The 18,490-nt window shown below is 70.3% G+C and carries 20 protein-coding genes; 17 read left to right on the top strand and 3 right to left on the bottom strand.

All coding sequences use genetic code 11. The features are described from left to right. Nucleotides 1-210 precede the first annotated feature (210 nt). Nucleotides 211-528 carry a hypothetical protein gene (locus AC4H2G_RS11830; RefSeq protein ID WP_494365934.1) on the bottom strand — a complete coding sequence of 106 codons (318 nt, stop codon included), beginning with the start codon at nt 526-528 and terminating at the stop codon, nt 211-213. Between the two features lie 245 nt (nt 529-773). On the opposite strand from AC4H2G_RS11830, the gene AC4H2G_RS11835 reads away from it, so the two are divergent. The 9 genes from AC4H2G_RS11835 to AC4H2G_RS11875 all read left to right on the top strand — a co-directional run bounded on the left by AC4H2G_RS11835 (nt 774) and on the right by AC4H2G_RS11875 (nt 7,687). Then, on the top strand, nt 774-2,486 hold the full coding sequence (locus AC4H2G_RS11835; protein ID WP_494365935.1) for a CpaE/TadZ family protein: 1,713 nt from the start codon (nt 774-776) through the stop codon (nt 2,484-2,486). 11 nt (nt 2,487-2,497) lie between these two features. Continuing rightward, entirely contained in the window at nt 2,498-2,941 is a 444-nt protein-coding gene (locus AC4H2G_RS11840; RefSeq protein WP_494365936.1) for a hypothetical protein, read from the top strand. 83 nt (nt 2,942-3,024) lie between these two features. Continuing rightward, nucleotides 3,025-4,038: a hypothetical protein gene (locus tag AC4H2G_RS11845; protein WP_494365937.1), complete on the top strand. Its 1,014-nt coding sequence runs from the start codon at nt 3,025-3,027 to the stop codon at nt 4,036-4,038. Further along, nucleotides 4,035-4,484: a hypothetical protein gene (locus AC4H2G_RS11850; protein ID WP_494365938.1), complete on the top strand. Its 450-nt coding sequence runs from the start codon at nt 4,035-4,037 to the stop codon at nt 4,482-4,484. Before AC4H2G_RS11845 ends, AC4H2G_RS11850 begins: the two co-directional genes overlap by 4 nt. Further along, nucleotides 4,484-5,338, top strand: coding sequence for a hypothetical protein (locus tag AC4H2G_RS11855; RefSeq protein WP_494365939.1), 855 nt, complete (start codon nt 4,484-4,486; stop codon nt 5,336-5,338). The genes AC4H2G_RS11850 and AC4H2G_RS11855 overlap by 1 nt, the downstream gene beginning before the upstream one ends. A 79-nt stretch (nt 5,339-5,417) precedes the next feature. Continuing rightward, entirely contained in the window at nt 5,418-5,576 is a 159-nt protein-coding gene (locus tag AC4H2G_RS11860; RefSeq protein WP_494365940.1) for a hypothetical protein, read from the top strand. Between the two features lies 1 nt (nt 5,577). Further along, nucleotides 5,578-5,892: a hypothetical protein gene (locus AC4H2G_RS11865; RefSeq protein ID WP_494365941.1), complete on the top strand. Its 315-nt coding sequence runs from the start codon at nt 5,578-5,580 to the stop codon at nt 5,890-5,892. Nucleotides 5,893-6,006: 114 nt separating this feature from the next. Continuing rightward, nucleotides 6,007-6,810 carry a hypothetical protein gene (locus AC4H2G_RS11870; RefSeq protein WP_494365942.1) on the top strand — a complete coding sequence of 268 codons (804 nt, stop codon included), beginning with the start codon at nt 6,007-6,009 and terminating at the stop codon, nt 6,808-6,810. Nucleotides 6,811-7,102: 292 nt separating this feature from the next. After that, on the top strand, nt 7,103-7,687 hold the full coding sequence (locus tag AC4H2G_RS11875; RefSeq protein WP_494365943.1) for a hypothetical protein: 585 nt from the start codon (nt 7,103-7,105) through the stop codon (nt 7,685-7,687). Nucleotides 7,688-7,944: 257 nt separating this feature from the next. On the opposite strand, the gene AC4H2G_RS11880 is transcribed toward AC4H2G_RS11875, so the two are convergent. Continuing rightward, nucleotides 7,945-8,208 (bottom strand): hypothetical protein, encoded by a 264-nt coding sequence (locus tag AC4H2G_RS11880; protein ID WP_494365944.1) that lies wholly within the window; start codon nt 8,206-8,208, stop codon nt 7,945-7,947. Between the two features lie 51 nt (nt 8,209-8,259). Here AC4H2G_RS11880 and AC4H2G_RS11885 point away from each other — a divergent pair, with 51 nt between their 5' ends. From AC4H2G_RS11885 to AC4H2G_RS11915, 7 genes are all read left to right on the top strand, one after another. After that, the gene (locus AC4H2G_RS11885; protein ID WP_494365945.1) at nt 8,260-8,553 is read left to right on the top strand and encodes a hypothetical protein; all 294 of its coding nucleotides are present in this window, start codon (nt 8,260-8,262) and stop codon (nt 8,551-8,553) included. A gap of 540 nt (nt 8,554-9,093) precedes the next feature. After that, entirely contained in the window at nt 9,094-12,144 is a 3,051-nt protein-coding gene (locus tag AC4H2G_RS11890) for a hypothetical protein (RefSeq protein WP_494365946.1), read from the top strand. A 35-nt stretch (nt 12,145-12,179) separates the two neighbouring features. Beyond that, nucleotides 12,180-12,521, top strand: a complete 342-nt coding sequence (locus tag AC4H2G_RS11895) for a hypothetical protein (protein ID WP_494365947.1) — start codon at nt 12,180-12,182, stop codon at nt 12,519-12,521. Further along, complete coding sequence (locus tag AC4H2G_RS11900; protein ID WP_494365948.1) at nt 12,518-13,318, top strand: hypothetical protein; 801 nt, start codon at nt 12,518-12,520, stop codon at nt 13,316-13,318. Before AC4H2G_RS11895 ends, AC4H2G_RS11900 begins: the two co-directional genes overlap by 4 nt. A gap of 323 nt (nt 13,319-13,641) precedes the next feature. Continuing rightward, a complete protein-coding gene (locus tag AC4H2G_RS11905; RefSeq protein WP_494365949.1) occupies nt 13,642-14,844 on the top strand; it encodes a hypothetical protein in 1,203 nt (400 codons plus the stop codon). Nucleotides 14,845-14,856: 12 nt separating this feature from the next. Continuing rightward, complete coding sequence (locus tag AC4H2G_RS11910) at nt 14,857-15,318, top strand: hypothetical protein (protein ID WP_494365950.1); 462 nt, start codon at nt 14,857-14,859, stop codon at nt 15,316-15,318. 444 nt (nt 15,319-15,762) lie between these two features. Further along, nucleotides 15,763-16,053 carry a hypothetical protein gene (locus AC4H2G_RS11915; protein WP_494365951.1) on the top strand — a complete coding sequence of 97 codons (291 nt, stop codon included), beginning with the start codon at nt 15,763-15,765 and terminating at the stop codon, nt 16,051-16,053. A 176-nt stretch (nt 16,054-16,229) separates the two neighbouring features. Here the strand turns inward: AC4H2G_RS11915 and AC4H2G_RS11920 are convergent, their stop codons facing one another. After that, complete coding sequence (locus tag AC4H2G_RS11920) at nt 16,230-16,814, bottom strand: hypothetical protein (RefSeq protein ID WP_494365952.1); 585 nt, start codon at nt 16,812-16,814, stop codon at nt 16,230-16,232. A gap of 97 nt (nt 16,815-16,911) precedes the next feature. On the opposite strand from AC4H2G_RS11920, the gene AC4H2G_RS11925 reads away from it, so the two are divergent. After that, a complete protein-coding gene (locus AC4H2G_RS11925; RefSeq protein WP_494365953.1) occupies nt 16,912-18,480 on the top strand; it encodes a RecB family exonuclease in 1,569 nt (522 codons plus the stop codon). Nucleotides 18,481-18,490: the final 10 nt, after the last annotated feature.

The following is an 18,490-nucleotide window of genomic DNA, read 5'->3' on the forward strand; positions in this document are numbered from 1 at the left end:
GCGGGATCCAAGTGCGCCAGTTCCCTAGCATGTGTCCCGAGCGGTATCGCCACCGTGAAACTGCTCGCAGGGGCCAGCGGGTGAAGGGGCGAGAGACGCGGCCAGTCAGTTGGTGTTCCACCCCAAGGCGAAGACCCTCGAGTGACGCCGTCGACTCCGAGTCAGGCATCGCGTACCGCGTGACGGCGACGCCGTTGGGCGGAAGGGAGGTCACGAACCGGGATGGACCGTTGTGCACCAGCGAGGGTTAGCGGTCTCGCACTCGGGTGCGACGAGTTGTCCCCGAAGGCGCTCGGCCTCTGCGTTTGCCGTATTGAGATCTGCCTTGGCGCTGACGAGTTCGCTTGACGTGGTTCCGAGCTCCGTCCGTAACTGGCCGTTCTCCTGTTCGAGTTGCGCGATGTAGTCCCGTGTCGACTCGGTGTGTCTGATGGCGACTGTTGTCGTCCAGAGCGCGCCAAGGATCGCGAGCTCGCTGCATAGGCCGAGGAAGACTTTGAGATTGCTCAGCCTGCGAGTCTCAGACATGCGATACCTCCGCGGCAGGCTTCTGTGGGCTGCGTGGTCGTACCGCCCGGACTCGGCACGCCGTTCCACGTCGAGAGGGTCGCCATTGCCTCTTCGCACGAACGAGAGCCCGGGCTGACCGCCTGAACGGTCATGCGTGCTGGATCGGAAGCCACTCCCAAGCACGTCGACGTCGACGTGCTGGCAGATCGAGCGTTGCCGCGTCGAGCAGCGTTTGGCTGACGACCCGTCCCACAGAACGGGGTATGGACGGAAACAAGCGCGTCGCGGTCATCTGCCTGCCGCACCTGGCGCGAACCCTGCAGAGCAACGGCTTCACGGTCGTCGGGGGCAGCGACGACTTCATCGAGGACGCGAACGTCGCCAGGCAGGACGTCGCGGTCAACGGTCCCGTGCCACTCCTCGTATCCGCCCGCCCGGTCCCCGGGATGCGCCCCTTCCTCTCTCGGCAGGTCACCGGCGGCACGGAGGTCACGCTCGTCGCGGTCTCCGGTGACGAGCGGATCGACGTGCCCGGCACCACGCTCGTGGAGCTGCCGACCGAGCTCGACGAGCTCCTCGCCGAGGCGAACCTGCCCCTGATCGGCGGGGGACCGGGCGCGACGAAGATCATGGCCGACGGCACGCTCGAGCACGGCGCCGCTCCCGCCGGACCGGATCCGGTGCGCAGCGACGACCCGTGGGAGAACCCCGCGCCAGGCGCCGCGCCCCAGGCCGACATCCGTCCGGTCGAGACCACGCCACCGGCGCCGCCGGAGGCGTGGGAGTCGACGGCTCCCGTGCCGTCCCCGACGAGCGCGACGCGCGCCACGTGGGGGCAGGCACCCGGGGCGGCTACGCCACTGCCGGTGCAGCCCTCTGCACCGGCGTCCGGCCGCGACCCGTGGGAGACCGCGCCCGTCCCCCCTGCACCCCACCGGCCCGTTCCCGCGGCGGACCCGTGGGCGAACGCCGAGCCCGTGGTGCCCGCCGACGGCTACGTCCCGTCCCCGCCGCCGGGCTCTGCTCGTTACGCCGACCTGGTGGCACCGGTGCGCGAGGAGGAGGTCGAGGACGTGTTCACGCCCCGCAGGGCAGCGACCACCGCGGTCTTGGACCGACGTCGCACCAACGGCGCCGTCGTGTGCTGCGTCGCGGGCAAGGGCGGGGTCGGGAAGTCCTCGACGGTGATCGAGCTTGCGTGGCTCGCAGCGGAGAAGGGCATCAAGGCGTGCGTCGTCGACGCGAACCGCGGTCAGGGGGACCAGCGCAAGTTCCTGCGCGTCCCGACGGCCGCCGGACTGCCGTCGGTGTACGACGCGGCGGTCGGCACGCTCGCCTACGAGGACGTGATCCTCACGCCGGAGCGGCTCAACCAGTCCCGGCCGTCCATGGCCGACCCGCTGCCGTTCTCCCTCATCATGGCTCCGCCCAAGGAGCTGGCTGACCCTGACGTCGTCACGAGCGACGTCTACGCGCGCGCCATCCAGGCGGCCGCGGCCACCCACGACCTCGTCCTGGTCGACACCCAGATCATCGAGGCGACCGACACCTCGGGCCTCATCGACGGCATGGTGATCCCGCTGCTGCGTTCGGGGGCGTGGGCCGTCGGGCTCGCGGACGACTCCAGCCCGGGCATCGACAACCTGCGCGAGCGACTGCTCGCGTTCCGCGCGGCTGGCGTCCCGCGCGACCGGATCATGGTGGTCTTCGACAAGATCAACCCCGACATGGACGTGCGCGACGAGACGGCGCAGCGCGTCTTCGCGCAGTCCGGGGAGTACGCCGGCACGGTGTTCCTGGACCCGCGCATCGACGCAGCCTTGAAGGCCGGTCAGTCCACGTCCTCCGTCCCGGAGCTGGCGAAGGTCCTCACCGGGATCCTGTTCCGCGTCACTGGCCGCCCCGACCTCGACCCTGCCCACCTCGTGGAACCACCCCCGTCGAGGAACCGGTTCTCGTTCCGCCGCCACCGCTGAGGTGGTGGGCCATGAGCGAGTTCGACACGGCCGACCTGTTCGCGCTCAACCGCGACAAGGCACGGCGCAACGCCCGCAGGCACCGGACACGAACGCGGCTGCAGTTCCCGACCGACGGTGAGGCGGCGGTGACCGCTCCGCCAGCACCGACGCCCACCAGCACAGCGGGGGTCGCATCGGTCACCGTGCCGCCGGCCTTCGTCGTCGCCATCCTGCTCGCACTCGCGACCGGGTGGGCGGTGGTGATCGTCGCCGGATGGCTGCCCGCCGCCGGAGCGGCGCTCGTGACCGGGCTCGCGGCATGGGCCGTGTACGGGCGCACCCGCAGCACGACGGCACCGTCGTTGACGGCCGCCGTCACCGGAGGCTCGGCGGTCGCGGTCGCGCTGTGGTGGCCGGTCGTCGGTGCCCTGGCATGCGTCGCGACGTGGCTCGCGATCAGCAGGAAGAGGTGACCGTGCCCCGGGGTGGTGTTGCAGATCCGACGGACGTGCGTCTTGAAGGTGGACCCGATCAGCAAGGAAGCGAGGGCGAGACGGTGAGGAACGACTGGCTGGACATCACGTGCGGTCTGCTCGAGGGTGCGCAGGCGGGCCGCGACGCCGCTGCACTGCTGGCCGGACGGCTCCCGGCCAGCGCCGCTGTCGTGCAGCTGCCCATGTGGCTGTGGCGGGTCGCGCGCATCGACGTCGGCCGCAAGGACCGTGGTCCGGGCGGGTCACGGCTGCTGCTGCCGGTGCGCACCGTGTGGGACGGACCGCACGTCCTGTCCGTAGTCGAGTCGGACCAGAGCATCGAGGGCACTTTCAGTGGGCTCGGGCACTCCGGGACGCTCGAGGTTCAGGTCTCCCGCGACCCCATGCTGCTGCACGCGGTGTGGGACGAGGAGACCACGCTCCGCGTCCCGTTCATGTCGCGATCGCGCATGCGCGAGGAGCTGGGCCGGATCAAGTGCGACGGGGAGTTGGCGCACTGGCAGCTGCGCGAGCGGCTGGAGCCGATGGCAGCCGACGCATTGCTTCGCGCGGACCGCGTCCTGGCCGCCGAGGTGTCCAGCGGGACCCGCGCCCGCATGGTCGACGACCTGACGATCGAGTCCCTCACGGACCGCATGGTCCTGGGTGCCGACCCCGAGTTCGACACCCAGACCCCGACCGGGCGCAAGGCTCCCACGAAGGTGGACCGCTCCTGCGTGGTGGAGCGGCTCATCGAGCGGTGCCTGGAGCCGACGCGCGTGTGGGGCGTGGACCCGCTGCGGTACATCTCGCGCGACCTTCATCGCAGCGCCCTGCAGACGCTTCAGGACCACGTCGGCGACCCGCGCACCGGCCGCAGCCTGCGCGACATGGTGCGCGACCTCGGGCTGAGCGACGTCGGCGAGATCGTCACCCAGTACAACCAGCGGCACCCGGAGCGGCGTGTCTCGCGCGCCACCGTGATCGCTGCGCTGCACTCGCGCACCATCCCGGACCTGACCGCCATGCGGCCGGTCTCCGAGCATGCGCTGGGGGACGGGGCGTTCTCGGTGCTCGGGGACGAGGTGTCGGCATGACGGTGATCAACGGGCCCCGGGTCGAGGTGGCACAAGCGGCGGCCGCTGCGGCTCGACGCGTGCGGGCCGAGTGGCTGCTCGCCGTCGCTGGTGGCCTCGTCACACCGACCGACGTGCTGCGGGCGGCGACCGGGCAGGACGGTGGCCCGCTCCTGCGGCTGCGCCTGTCCCAGCTGTTGAGGGCGCAGGACGGGTGGGGGACCGCGCGGGTGCTGCGCGTCGTGGACCGTATCGCCGAGCTCGCCGCGGCCGCGGTTCCGCCGGCCCGGATGACGGTGGGGTGGCTGCTGGACCCGCGGGCAGGCGGGCGGCGCTGGCTCGTGTGGTGCGAGGTCATGCACACCACCCGGACCGTCGAACCGTGGCCCGGGTTCCCGTTCACCACCGCGCCGCCGGTGTGCAGGCTGCGGGATCTGAGCGACGTCATCGAGGCGGGGGGATCGTGATGAGTGAGCAGACCAGCGGCACGATGGACCAGCTCGCGCGCATCGTCGAGGCGAAGCCGCAGGACCGCGCGATCCTGGTCGAGGACTTCTTCCGAGCGCACGCGCGGCTGTTCCGCCGCATCGGCTGGACGATGCGGCGCCGGTACGCCCTGGGTGACAAGCATCGCGAGGACGTCGAGGCGATCGTCATGGAGGTGGCGGTGCGCCTCGTCGACGACATCGCGACCGGGCGGCGCGCGCTTGACTCCGTGGGCACGTTCGCGGGGCTGCTGCAGACCATGTGCCCGGACAAGGTCCGCGCGTACGCGCACTCCGAGCTCGGGCACGCGCCGGCGGCCGGGATGCAGGGCACGTTGCGGCGGCGGGCTGTCGTCGAGGCCCAGCGAGACGAGCTGCATGCGCGCCTTCGTCGTGAGCCGAGCGACGCCGAGCTGCTGACCGCGCTCGAGGATTCCGGTCCGGCGGCGTCCGGCGGCGGGTCAAGGTCTCACGCGGGGAAGTTCACCCAGGAGGACCTGGCGACGCGGTACACGGTCGAGGTCGTCGAGTCGGACGTCGTGCTGGACACGTCAGACTTCCTACTGCACCCGGCCGAGGGGCGGGCGTTCATCGCCACGTTCATCGACCACGTGCGCCAGACCCAGACTCCCGAGCTGGGGGACATCGCGACGGCCTGGCTCGGCGGCGTGTACTCCCTCGGTGAGGGTGCGCCTGTCGACACGGCGCAGATCTCGGCGCGGCTCGGGGTGCCGGTATGGGCGGTGCGGCGCCGGCTGGTGTACCTGCGAGGTCTGGCAGCACAGATGCTGCACGAGCGTCTGGGGATCACGGTGGAGGACGTCGATGTGCGATGACGGGGATCGTCTGACGTCGGCGCAGATGGTGCTGGTGGGTCTGACGTACGTACGTGCTCGGGAGGAGGGCCGCCCGGACGTGACCGCGAGCCTGGTCTCCTCGTTCGGTGCGCTGCAGCTGCTGGAGGCTGTCGCCGAGACGGCGTCCACGATCGCCGAGGCCACCGTCGGTGCAGCGGCGGTGGCGCACCTGGAGTCGACCTTCGCCGGGGTCGTGCGGGCCGAGCGGGCGACCTGAGGTGACCGTGCTGTGGTTCCCCACGCCTCCCGAATGGGAAGAACGCATGGGTGAGGACTCGCCCGGGTCCAGGGATCAGCACGTCATGCACGCGGTGGCGGACCTGCTGCTGCGCACGAACTCGATGTGGCTGGCCAGCGACGCGACGGCCGAGGCGTTGCGAGGTGCACGCGACGCGTTCGCGGTCGCCCTAGTGCTGCTCGTCGACCCCGATGCCGAGGACGGGCTGTCGCGGTGCGCGCGGATGCTGGAGGAGCTCTCGCGCGGACTGAGCGATGTCGACCGGCTCGTCGAGGTGGCTCGCGGGCGAGCATGACGCGCGGCACGGCGGCCAGGATTGCGCATCATGGCCGCGGAAGCGGCAGACTGGTCCGTTGAGCGCCAGGGGGCAGCACGATGGGGCGCCAGCCCCGATGAAGGGACGGACTCAATGCCGCATGGCACTCCGCACCCCGGGCCCCTTCCCGCCCGCTGGTGGGTGTCGCTGCACGAGCCGCTGGTCGGTTCGTCGGCGCGCGCGCGCCTAGAGGCCGGCGTCGTGGAGCTGAGCGGGCAGCGGCCAGGCTGGGCGGTCGCGTTCTTCGGCTGCCTGATCGCCGAGGTGGTCGCGACCCTGCCGCCCACCGACCCGTGGCGGAACCTGTCCGGGCGCCTGTCCCGCCCCGGAGGTGACGACCTCGTGTGTGGCGGGCTGCCGCGCCCTCCGTCGACGACCGGGGCCGTCTCACCTCGCGGCGGGCACCGGTTCGGGACATGGCGCGACGCCACCGACGTCCTCGGCCCACCCGGTACGGCGGACGTCACGACCGATGTCGCGTTCGCCGCCCTGGTCGAGGATCTAGACGATGAGGCGGCCGCCGTGCTCGCCCTCGCTGGTTCCGGGCGCCAGGAGGCGATGGGCGCTCTTCGCGCGGTCTACGACGCCGTCCTTGCCGGCTCGTCGACGATCGGCCTCCTTGACGAGCTCGTGCCGAGCGGGAAGAGCCACCGCGCGGGCGCGCGCCTGTTCGACGTCGGGTCGAGCGCTCTGCGCTGGGCGATGCACCGCCGGTGGGCGTACGAGGGGCGCGACGACGCGTTCACGATGGTCCGCGGCCTGCAGATGGTGTCGTCCGCGGCGCTACTGGACATCGGGGAGCAGGTGGACTGGGCGTCGCCGGACGAGCTCGTCCTGACGTCATTGGTCGATCCGAGGGCGTACGAGGACCTGGACGAGGGCGGCGAGGACTTCTAAGTGCAGACGAGTCACGACCGGGTGCTCGCGCCGGCGTCGCCGGCTCCACCAGCGCAGGTGACATCCGCACAGTTGACGCTGGCGGACCGGTCCGGTGGGACCCTTGACCATGCGTAGAGCCGTCGCGGCACTTGGACTGGCGGTATTTGCCTCGGGCATTCTCGGGGCGTGTGCGGGTGCAACGTCAAACGAAACGGTCCATCCCGACAGCGCAGCGAGGACCTCGCCAAGCAACCCGCCACAGGAACCGACGCCGACTCCCGCTCCCTCTCGGGCGGCGGACCCCTCGACTTTGCCTTCAACCGACGAGAACGTCTCCAGCTCTGACGTTGTGAGCGGGTCGCTCGGACGCCTCGTCCGGGAGGCGCCAGTGATATCGGACATGCCGCTGCCGCTCCCCCTGCGAGACGCTCCAGGCCCTGGAACGGGGCGAGTCGTGGTTGCTGGGAGTTGGAGCGGTGAGCTCGTCGCCGGCGACCCGACGTTCGACTCCGTCTGGTGCACATCGGACACCACGAGTGACGGGCTCGGTCGGAACATCGTCAAGGTCACGGTTTCCAACGTCCCCGGGGCATTGGACCCGCTCAACTTGCAACGGGCAGGAGACGCGTTCTTCAACGTTGAGTTCATCCCGGAGACCTTGTCCGAAGCACGGCCGACTGTGGAAGTCCGGGTGGCGTTCGTTTCGGGAGACGAAGAGACGTGGGAGGGTTACACATCGACCGTCACTGACTCCTACCCGGATCTGAGGTCAGCAGTGGAGTTCGACGGACAGCGCGTCACGTTCGTCGCGGGACTACCGCTCGGCCATTCGGTCGGATACGACCCGACCACGGTTGGCGCGATCACTGTGTCCGGCGCTGCCACCTGCCCCTGAGCGAACCGCCGAACACAGCCTCATTCGCTGTCTCGGTGGGGCGATCCAGTACGACGGCTCACTGATCCGTGAGTCATCTTGATGGGACCGTCTCCGTTCACTCGCTCGGAGGGCGCCGTCTTGGTGCTCCTCGACTTGTCAGGTAGCCGGCAAGGACAGATCGTGCGGACTGCTCAGGTAGCTGTTGCAAGTAGGGGATCGCCGCCCTCTTCCGATCGTCGTTGGTCCCATACCCGGTCCTCGTTCCTCTCCAGCAGCTATCCAGTCCGAGCCCCCTGCGACTGCCCGAGCAGCGTGAGGAGCAGGTTCGTCGACCCGGCGACGACGCTCGCCGCAACGAGCGTGAGCCGGCCGCCGTCGAGGATCGCGCCAAGCGGCCGCAGGGCCTCGTCGACGTCGAGGAGGTCGGGTGTCGACGACCGCACGACCGCACGACCGCACGACCGCACGGCCGTGCGCGGCTCGGCGCGACGCAGGGTCGCGCGAGCCACTTCCATGGCATCGAGAGCCGTCGTCGTCACCAACCCAGGCTACGGGATTGTTCGAACTGGTGTTCGACTACGCTGAGTTCCGTGGGTACTCGTCGACGTCCGCCCCCAGGCGGCTGGCCGTCCGGCATCGAGACCGTCCCGATGCGCGACTGCGCCGAGGAAGCACCGGAGCTCGCTCGCCGCGGGCTGGACATCGTGCGCCCCGATGAGGGCATCCCGGTGCGCGCATGGGTCACGCAGCGACAGACGGGCGAGGCGTGTGTCGACGGCGAGGCGATCGCGTGGGCCGGACGACAGGTGCACGTGCGCTACATCGACCCCCACGGACGCGAGGGCTGGGCATGGCTCTGGGCAGACGCCGTCGAGCGTCGCTGACCGGGTCAACGGCGGGCTGACAAGCTCGACGGCGCGGGCACGATGGCGCCCTGTCCGGGGGTTGAACGGGATGGGGCGCGCCGCCGCCGTCGTGGCGGTCCTCATCCTCTTCGTCCTCGCCTCGGCCGTCGCGTTCGGGTGGGCGCTGATGATGTCGTTCAGCCGCGGAATGGCAGACGACTCGGGCGAGGACCAGCCGGGACCAGCCTTGGACCATCCCCCGGCTGGTCCGCTTCACGGCGGTGAAACACCAGGTCAGAACCACTATCTCTCTATCTATTTTGATGAGACGAGTCAGACCAGCCCATACCCCCATACGCTATGCGCGCTAGGCATATAGATTCTCGGGGATCTTCCAGGGGCATATACATATGCCCTTTCCCCCTATAGGTCCTACCCCCGGGCCGGTCCGGCTGGTCCACCCCGAAATGACCCCCATTTTCGGCGTCTGACCTGCGCGAACACCCGACCAGCCCCGGGCTGGCCCTGCGCTGGTCCCGCTGGTCTCTTCGACTCCCGGTCTCGACCCATAGAAGAGCCATGGCCGAGACCACGCTGCGAACCCCGTGGGCCGCCGAGGACTACTCCGTCCCGCTGCCCACGCCCGACGACACCGAGCCCGCCCGCGCCGGCATCACCGGGTCAGGGGCGCACAAGCTCGCGACCTCGGGCATCGCCCCGCTCGTGGCCGCGGCACGCGGGTACCGCACCTACACCGACGCCGACCTGCGTTCCGTCGCCGACTCGATGGGCGTCGACGGACGCAGCCGGGAGTCCAAGAAGCTCAAGGAGCTCGTGCCCCCGGGCAGCGACTGCCTGATCATGCCCTGGCACCGGGTTGACCTGCGCGAGGTCGACGACCGCGTGGGCCGGTACGTGCCGAGCACCTACCAGTTCAAGCCGCACACCCCGCGCATCGCCCCCGACGGGCGCCCGATCAAGTACGACACGTTCGCCGGGATCCCGCTCCCGATGGACCTGCACCCGGCCGTACCCGCCGAGCGCGTCAACGACTCGCGGCGCGTGGCGATCGTGGAGGGCCTGCTCAAGGCGGACTCCGTGTTGTCGGCCTACCTGCTCGCACACGTCGCCGACCCGACCGAGCTCGCCTGGCCTGAACCCGGCCAGGCCGCCGACTTCACCAGCGCCGCGCGTGACCACCTGCGCACCGTCGTCGAGTCCACCGACCCCGACGACGTGCCGCTCGTCGTGGCGATCGCCGGGTCGGGCAACTGGCACAACCACTCCGAATGGGACACCCTCAACCTTCGCGACCGCGAAGCCTGGACGTTCTTCGACGCGGACGTCGCGTCCAACACCGCCGTCTGGCGCCAGGCCGACCGCATGTTCGACCTGCTCGAGCACAAGCGCGCCACCCCCTTCCTCGTCGACCTCTCGCGCGCCGACACCGGTGATGAGACGAAGGCGGGCATCGACGACTACCTGAGCATGTACGGCAGCATCGACGACCTGCACACCGGCGAGGGCGGACTGGTCACCGACCACCTGCCCTCGCGACCCGAGAACGGTGAGGACGACCAGACGCTCGGCGCCTGGCGCATCAACCCCCGCACCTGGTGCGCCGAGGAGTACGCCGAGGTCAAGACCCGGTTCGGGGAGTCGACGGGGGAGACCCGATGGGAGCAGCGCTCGACGTTCGGCGGCCGCCTCAAGGCCGTCGCGCTCATGCGCGAACCCACGCCAGAGGAGGACGCGACCGGCATCCTCGACGCGTTCGCCTCGAACGACGCGGAGATCACCGCCGAGATCGAGGTCCTGTGGAAGGACCCGACCTCCGGCGCCGAGCACCGTCACACCGTCCCCGGCCCCGCAGGCACCCTGCTCTCGGAGTCCCCCGCCGAATGGCACCGCCGCGGCGGCAAGATCCCCGCACAGGTCCTGATGCACCCCGAGTGGCCGCCGCGCAAGGGACTGGACTGGCTGGGTGCCGTGAAGTCGTTCGAACCGGGCGACGTCGTGCCGACCACGGCGTGGACGTCCATGGGGTGGGTCCCGACCCAGTCTGGCCTGCCGGCGTTCGTCGTCGGCGAGCAGGCGATCGACGCCGGCGGATACACCGACCGGGCACGGTCCGCCGTGACCGAGGACCTCCTGTCCGGCGCGTCCCGGTTCGGTGTCTGGATCGACCCGCAGAGCGCCCCCGGCACCCCTGAGCGCGACGCGCTCATGCGCGCCGACCTGACCAAGGTCTTGGACACGTACGTCCGCTCCGGTGCGTGGACCCGCGACTACAAGGCAGCGGGCGTGCTGGCCGCTGCCCTGCGACCCATCGTGCCCGTGCGCTCACGAGTCACGATGCTCCTCGTCGGGCCCAAGCGCGGGGGCAAGTCGTGGACGGCCGCGGCCATCATGGCGGCCTGGCAGGCCCGTCCCGGAGCGTTCCACGAGGACTCCCTCACCGGAAGCGCGGAGGACACGCCCGCAGCCATCGAGCACGCGCTGAGCATCGCCCCGATCTGGGTCGCCGACGACTTCGCCCCGGTGGCGGACCCGAAGAAGGCCGCAGCGAACCTCGACCTGCTCGGGCGGATGGTCCGCTCGGTGCACAACATGGCGGCGCGGCGACGCATGAACGCCGACATGACCAGCAGGCGCACGAAGGCGCCGCGCGCGCTGTTCATCGCCTCGGCCGAGAACGAGCACAACATCGCCTCGGTGCGCGACCGCATGGTCACGCTGCGCGTCGAGCGCGGCGACCTGGGCAGCGACGACGCCGTCAACGGGGTGGTCGCGATGCGCGCGCAGTCCGGCGAGATGTCCCGCGTGTCCGGGTACCTCGTCCAGTGGGTCGCCCGGTGGGCGCAGCGTGACGGGTGGGCGACCGTCATGGACTGGCTGCGCACCGCGCACGAAGGTCTCGTCGACTCCTACACGCAGTCGATGTCCACACAGGTCGGGTTCAACGTGACGCGCTACGCCCGCCTGGCCGCCGACCTCGCGCTCGGCCTGTGGCTGCTGTACCGGGTCGCGGAGTCCGAGGAGGTGGCCTCCCCGGACGAGGACGCCGAGCTCATCCGGCACCTGCGCACCCTCGTCGGTGAGCTCGTGCTCGAGCAGCACTCCGACCGTGTCGAGGCGAGCCCGGGACAGTCGCTCATCGACGCCCTCGGCAAGGCGCTGTCCGCGGGGCACGCTCATGTCGTCTCGGCTGCGGACCCGGCCGCGGAGCCGCTGGACTCCAAGGCGGCGTCCTCGGCGCTCGGCTGGGTCTCGGCCGGCAGCGACGGCGCGCTGCGCCCGAGCGGCCCGCGCGTGGGCTACCTCGTCGCGGCTCGTGACGGACGTACGGTGGTCCTGCTCGACGAGGCGGAGGCGCTCCGGATCGCGCAGCGCGCCTACCCTGAGCTCGTGCCCCCGGGCACGAGCACCGACACGATCTGGCGCTCGGTCCACGGTGACGGCCTGCTTGTCCCGGACGCGGTGGGTAACCGGAACCGGTCCTCCGGTGGGCGCCCGCTGCGCTCGGTCCGGGTCAAGCTGGGCAAGCACCGCTTCGGCGGAACCCCCGTCCTGATGTCGGTCCTGACGGCCCAGCCCGAGCAGGAGTCCGACGAGCCCGAGACGCCGTGAGTGCGGGCGGGCGCGGCGCCGTCAACATCCCGGGCATGACCACGCACACGTTCGAGCAGCTGCACCCGCGCGGGGCTGGTGGCCGGTTCGCGCCCGCGACCGCCGCGGAGGCGGACGGCGGGATGTTCGCCCTCGACTCGAACGTCAACGTGGTCGAGCGGGTCGACGTCGGCCCCACGCTCGTCCCGACGGTCGTCCGGGCCCGGCCCGCTCAGCGCGAGCTGGACGAGGCGTACGCAGCGTTCGACGGGACGCCTCTCGTCGACGACCGGTTCGACCCGGACGCCGAGACAGGGCTGGAGTGCATGGCGTGCGGGACCCTCGCCGTCGACGGGCTGTGCGCACGGCACGCCGCGACCGAGTGGTCCGCGGCATGAGCACACCGACGGCCTTCGAGGCGGTGCCGTCGCGGCGCGTGCAGGGCGGTGGGGCGGGCAGGACACGGACGTCGTTCGAGCAGCTGCACCCGCGCGAGACCACCGGCCGCTTCACGACCAAGACCACGCTCGAGGCCGACGGCGGGCTGCACGCCCTGTCCACGCAGGCGCCCGCATCGGTGCTCGACGACACGGCTGGTGCCCTCGCCCGAGTCCACATCGAGTCCATCACGGACGCGATCGCGGGGCTGAAGACCGCCAGGGAGCCGGAGGTCGTGTACACCTACCCCGACCGGCACGGCGGGGACGCCGCCATGCAGGTCGACCTGGGCGCAGGAGCGCGCCTGATGGTCACTTGCGCGGGCAGCACCGCACAGGTGAGCGTCGACCACGAGGACGGGCCCAGTGCCGAGGTCACGACGACGTCCGACGCAGCGGCGATCACGGCGGCTGCCCAGCAGGCGCAGTCACGACACGCGCACGAGCGCGCGCTGGCGCGGCAGGTGTCGCGACTCGGCCTGCTGGACGACGGGGTGCAGTTCCGTGTCGCAGAGCCCGACGAGCGGGTGCGGGCGGACCTCCCGACCGCCGTCGTCGCGGTCGACTACGTGGACCACATCGTGACCGTGCACGACGACGGGCAGGTCGGGGTGCACCGCGACGGGCAGCTGCTCGCCCCGCACGACCAGACGGCGTTCATCAGCGAGCTCGCCACCCGCGTCCCGACGGACGACTATCAGCAGCCCCTCGACCTCTCGGCACTGCGCGGCCTCGTCGTCGCGGCGCACACGGGGTGAGCGCGAGCGGTTCGACGCCCGCCCGCGCCGCCGTCAACAACCTGGACATGAGCACGCAGAAGTTCGACGAGGGCGGCCCGCTCGCGTGCCCAGAGGCCGGGTGTGTGAAAAACGCCCGCCGCGAGGTCGAACCACCCATCGTGCCCGAAGCTGATACGCCCGCGCCTCATGCCACACCGACAAACCCGCAGATCACAGCCCTGCCGACGACTTGCCGAGGCCCTAAGCAGGTACCAGCCGTCGCACGTTGGGCTCAGAATGTACTTGCGGGCGCGTCAGGTACTCCCTCATTGCGAGAGCACGCGTCTCCTCGAGGAGTGCAGGTGAACGACGACTTCGACCAGGACCTACGCCCGTGCCGCCTTTGGCTGCGGAGCCGACAGCGCGCCCGGGCGCTGATCGACCGGCCGAGAGACTCGCTTCGTGACGGACTCGACGCGGTAGTTAGCAGGGAGGCGACAGCCACGCCGGACGGCAAGACCGTGATCGTCGGCGGCTTGCGCTTCGATGCGGCTCGAGAGGCGATGCGGCTCGACCGTACACGCGAGATCTTGCGTCGAGTCGACCCGGGGCCGTATGAGGACGGCATAAAGCTGGAAATGCTTGCTAGACAGGCGGCGACGCTGGAGCTGACGCTTATCGAGGAGGCGCAGCGCGTCGACCTCGACGGTTCCGTCGCGCAAGCGTTGGGACACGTGATTCTCGGTACGACAGCCCAGCAGCGCCATGACGCCGTGACCAGCCGTATCGGTCGGGGCTGCGTCATTCTGGTCTCCGACGGCATGATGACCGCGTACTACCAGGCCGCGAAGGCCGTCGTCCTCGCATGGCCCGAAACCAAACGCGACTACTTGTCGTCCGACTGGAGCGACGTCGAAGCCGGGCTACTCGCCGATCCCCGACCGGTGCGCCAGTTGGAACTGACACTCGGAAACTGGTTCTACAAGGGCAGGCCGTTACCGCAGCATTCGTCCGCACCGCAGAACCGTCAGCGTCTGATGGCGCTGACGCGGATGATCAACTACATGGAGCGCTTCGTGCTCGCTCACGAGTACGCACACGCGCTCTTCGACCAGCTTGACGTTCAGACCGCTCTGTCGGGCTGGTTCCCACCAGCGACGTCCGACGTCGAGCGGGAGCTGCGGGCGGACCTCGTCGCTGCCCAACTTGTGATTCTCAGTGCAATGCCGTGGGACGGGTTCCCACCCAACTTGGCCCTCGAGCCGGCAGCGTTGGCGATTCGTATCCACGAGATCGTGCAGGAGGCCCTCGCGATCGCAGGCCGGCCCGAGACGCATCCGGCCGCGTCACATCCCCCGCTGGAGGATCGACGACGAATGATCGTCGACTACTACGTCGACCACTTTCACCAGGAAGGCCCTCTGGACGTAGCGGGCCTTCTCGCTGCGTCCGAGACGGTTGATCTCCTGTGGACGCTCGCCAAGGTACCCCTGACAACCTGGCTGACGTCCGACCGGCCCTTCCACCCGAGGTGGGACTACCGCCCCCTCGAAGCGGCAAAATGAGAGGAGCGCGCAATGGCAGAGCCAGAATCGACCGGCGAGGAGATCGTCCTCGATCCCGCTGAGGTCGCCGACGTGCAGAGGTGGGCAGCAGAGGAAGGGCTCGAGGTCATCCCAGTCGAGCAACACGGGTTCGAGCCCATCACAACGGTCACGCTGCTTGTCTTCGGGGCGGTGACCACCGTGGGGTTGGTCCTCCACAAGTTGGAACAACGACGTGGTGGCCAAGTCATCGACCTCACCGGACCTAAGCCGGTCTTTCGACGAGACCCGGAGCTGATCTACGGGTACGTGACGATCCTCGCGAAGGACGGCACCGTCTCCGTCGAGCTGATGGAAGCCAAGGGGATGCTTGGGCCGGTGCTGGAGGCGCTCAGAGGCACGATGACGGACCTCGGGAAGGCAGGCATCGAGCTGATCTCGTCGAGTCTCAAGCAGACCGCTCCAGACGCGCACATCACGGCCATACCTGCCTGACAGCAATCCCCCGGCCCGCTTGCGCGGGGACATTCGGAACGAGCATGGACGAAGGGGTGCACCCAGCCTCTCGTTCCAAGCCGCGGCTGGCGTGGCGGGTCCGGGACGCGTCACGGGCGGGTGCCAGCCGTAGTTCTCGTGCGCGCCGTCCGGGCGGCGCGTAGACGAGCGCGACCATGACGTGCCCGTAAACCCCGTCAGCGCCCGTGGCGCTCTTCGTTGCCGAGGGCGTCTTCGATGTCCAGCGCCCCCCTTCGACGCAGCCTCGGAAGTGTGGGGTCTCACCCTCCCCATTGGGAGCCGCACTGCTGATCGCGTTGACATCATTCGGTGTCTTCGCGGGCCGGACTCCCAGGACAGGCCACGCAGTCCGTGCGCTTACTAACATCGCGCATCCTGGCCGCCCAGCGTTCGTCGGCGCTGCACGCCGTCAACACACGTGCCATGAGCACGCAGACGTTCGACGAGACCCTGCACCCGCGCAAGACCACCGGCCGGTTCGCCACCAAGGCCACGATCGAGGCAGACGGCGGCCTCGGTGCGCTCCAGGGCGAGGACGCGCCCGCGCCCGACCCGTGGGCCGCGCTGGGTCCACGCCCCGCGCCGCAACGGCGAGGACGTCCCCGCTGCGGGCATTGCGGCCACTCCCGCAGCGCCCACGAGGACGGACAGTGCCAGATCGTGCACGGCGACATGGAATGCTCGTGCCCCGACGCCTCCGGAGGCGGGTACTGATGACCACCGCGTTCGACATCCAGCACCCGCGCGAGACCACCGGACGATTCGCCACGAAGTGAGCGGAAGGCGACGATGAGCCGGACGTTCGCCCCACCGTCGCGGAACGCCGAACCAGCGGGCCTCGACCAACCGAGGGCGTGTTCCACGGTAAGTCAGGGCATGGCGACGAGGCGTCACACTCCGCGATGCTCGGTGTGTCGATCGATCCACCCGGACGAGAGGCCGCCGGTCGCGGACTGCTCGAGAGCAGGGCGGATCACGCCCGCGACGTCGTCGCGATCGGTCTCGCCGTTCGCCGCGAGGACTGGAGTCCCAGTGGCGAACATGCGTGAGAACACCGACAGGCGGAAGCCGGCCTGGCAGGCTCCGATGATCACGAACGCGGGGTGGGTCTGGTCGCCGTCATAGTCGCGCGGTCGGAGGGGAGCGCCGGTGCTGTTCGGGTATACCGCGAAGCCCGGTCCCTGCCGCAGGCCGTGCCCCTCCAAGTAGACGGCCGTGCCACCGTCGACCCGTGAACGCTCGAGATGGGAACGCACGGCGTTCACGTCGAGCTCGACGTTGCGGTCTGGACCCGCGAGTTCGAGCCCAGCGACCGCACCGGCAGCGAGCTCAGCACGCAGGCGGGCCGTCGCCGAGAACGGTTCGTACTCGCCCGGGTTCCGCTTTGGGTTGAGCACGCTGACGCGAGTCACCCGCTGGACACGGCAATCACGTGCCGTCGACACGGCGCCCGCGGTGCTCGTCGTGCTTCCCATGACGGGCATCCTGCCACGCGCCACCACCTGGTGCGGATGAGCGCGGACTTCTGACCCCACGGCGCGTTCGGCTCTGTGCTCGACCCACAGGAAGGGCATGGGGAGGACCGAGAACGCCGAGCCGACACTGCTCGGTGACCAAGTCGCATGGGACGGTGACCACCTCGCCCTGACCTCCGAGAAGTCGCTGCACGTGGTGCGCCGCACGAGCCTGTCGGTGTCGACCTCGCAGGCCGTCGCATCGTGTCCGGCACGCATGGTGGGGGAGAAGCTGCTGCCTCAGCGTGTGGACCCGTTCGGTCCGAACACCCTGGGCACCGGCGCCCATTCGGTCCTGGAGATCCTGTACGGGCTCGAGCCGGCCGAGCGTACGAAGCTCGCCCTGGCTCGCGTCGTGCGCGAGGTCACCGCGACGTTCGCGACCGACAACCGTGGCCTGCTCACCACGACGGACGAGAAGTCCCTGTGGGCGCAGGAGGTCGCGCACCGCGCCATGGGGATCTTCGAGCTCGAGGACCCGACCGACATCGTCGTCGGTGCGAACGAGCGCAAGATCGACGGCGTCGACGTCGGCGGGGTCCCGTTCATCGGGTACATCGACCGCACCGACGACATCGTGTTCCGCGGCAAGCCTGGGGCACGAGTCACCGACTACAAGGGCGGCAACGCCAAGGAGGCGGGCCCCGACCGGTTCGGGAACGACCCGCACGGCGACCAGCTGCGCATCTACGCCGAGGCCGTGCGCGTGGTCGACGGGACCAAGCCCGTCGCCGCTCAGGTGCTCTACATCGCCCACCGCAAGCGGGTGCGGGTGCCCCTGGGTCCGAAGGCGATGAAGCCGACCCTGGCGCGCTTCGCCGACGCATGGAGCGACCTGCAGCGGTTCGACCGTGAGGAGGTCGTCCCGACGGCGACCTCCGGTCTGTGCGGGTGGTGCCCCCTGGTCAACTCCTGCCCGGCCGCCAACGCCGCCGACCGCGGGCCGTCTGACCGTGCCCCGGCCGCGCCGAGCGCGGTCCTGCTCGGCATCCCGGTGCTGCGACCCGCAGTGACGGGACCGGCCCACGAGCTGGTCCCTGCACTCGCACCGGCCCTGCACGCCGACGACTGGGACGAGCCGAGCGGGGCCGAGGGCACGGACGTGTCCCACCAGAGGGGTAACGGCAGCGACACCGAGACCGAGGAGCAGGCGATGAGCACCAACCAGAGCCCGTGGCGAGAGACGAAGCCGTGGGAGGGCGTGACCGTCGACGGCCACCTGTCGATGGCGTCGTTCGCCGCGACCGCCGTGTTCGGCGTGACCGAGCTCGCCGTCGAGTCGTTGCACGGCGCCGGGCAGCAGATCTCCCCGAAGGCCGTCAAGGCGCTCACGCACGTACTCGCGTCCGTCGTCCTGGACGCGCAGGAGGCCATCACGCACTCCCGCGACTGGCAGGACGGCGCGAACACGCGCATGCGCGGCGCGCTGCGCACCGTGCTCGAGACGGTGCCGCTGCCGTTCGGTGGCGACGAGGACGCGTGGAGCGACTGGCAGACCCGGGCGACGCGCCGCTGCGTGTCGATCGCGCAGGTCGCGCTCGACCTTTTCGACACCGGGCCGCGCGACGGCGCGATCCGCGTGATCGCCACCACGACCACCGACGGTGCGCTGCGCAACGCCGGGTGACTGACCGGCG

This window comes from Cellulosimicrobium sp. BMG9.23 (assembly GCF_059159985.1).

What these genes read in the sequence shown, in the direction of transcription:
- AC4H2G_RS11855 (WP_494365939.1), top strand. Translation starts at nt 4,484, where the DNA reads ATGAGTGAGCAGACCAGCGGCACGATGGACCAGCTCGCGCGCATCGTC.
- AC4H2G_RS11870 (WP_494365942.1), top strand. Translation starts at nt 6,007, where the DNA reads ATGCCGCATGGCACTCCGCACCCCGGGCCCCTTCCCGCCCGCTGGTGG.
- AC4H2G_RS11910 (WP_494365950.1), top strand. Translation starts at nt 14,857, where the DNA reads ATGGCAGAGCCAGAATCGACCGGCGAGGAGATCGTCCTCGATCCCGCT.
- AC4H2G_RS11900 (WP_494365948.1), top strand. Translation starts at nt 12,518, where the DNA reads ATGAGCACACCGACGGCCTTCGAGGCGGTGCCGTCGCGGCGCGTGCAG.
- AC4H2G_RS11925 (WP_494365953.1), top strand. Translation starts at nt 16,912, where the DNA reads ATGGGGAGGACCGAGAACGCCGAGCCGACACTGCTCGGTGACCAAGTC.
- AC4H2G_RS11915 (WP_494365951.1), top strand. Translation starts at nt 15,763, where the DNA reads ATGAGCACGCAGACGTTCGACGAGACCCTGCACCCGCGCAAGACCACC.
- AC4H2G_RS11890 (WP_494365946.1), top strand. Translation starts at nt 9,094, where the DNA reads ATGGCCGAGACCACGCTGCGAACCCCGTGGGCCGCCGAGGACTACTCC.
- AC4H2G_RS11920 (WP_494365952.1), bottom strand. Translation starts at nt 16,814, where the DNA reads ATGGGAAGCACGACGAGCACCGCGGGCGCCGTGTCGACGGCACGTGAT.
- AC4H2G_RS11850 (WP_494365938.1), top strand. Translation starts at nt 4,035, where the DNA reads ATGACGGTGATCAACGGGCCCCGGGTCGAGGTGGCACAAGCGGCGGCC.
- AC4H2G_RS11895 (WP_494365947.1), top strand. Translation starts at nt 12,180, where the DNA reads ATGACCACGCACACGTTCGAGCAGCTGCACCCGCGCGGGGCTGGTGGC.
- AC4H2G_RS11835 (WP_494365935.1), top strand. Translation starts at nt 774, where the DNA reads ATGGACGGAAACAAGCGCGTCGCGGTCATCTGCCTGCCGCACCTGGCG.
- AC4H2G_RS11830 (WP_494365934.1), bottom strand. Translation starts at nt 528, where the DNA reads ATGTCTGAGACTCGCAGGCTGAGCAATCTCAAAGTCTTCCTCGGCCTA.
- AC4H2G_RS11840 (WP_494365936.1), top strand. Translation starts at nt 2,498, where the DNA reads ATGAGCGAGTTCGACACGGCCGACCTGTTCGCGCTCAACCGCGACAAG.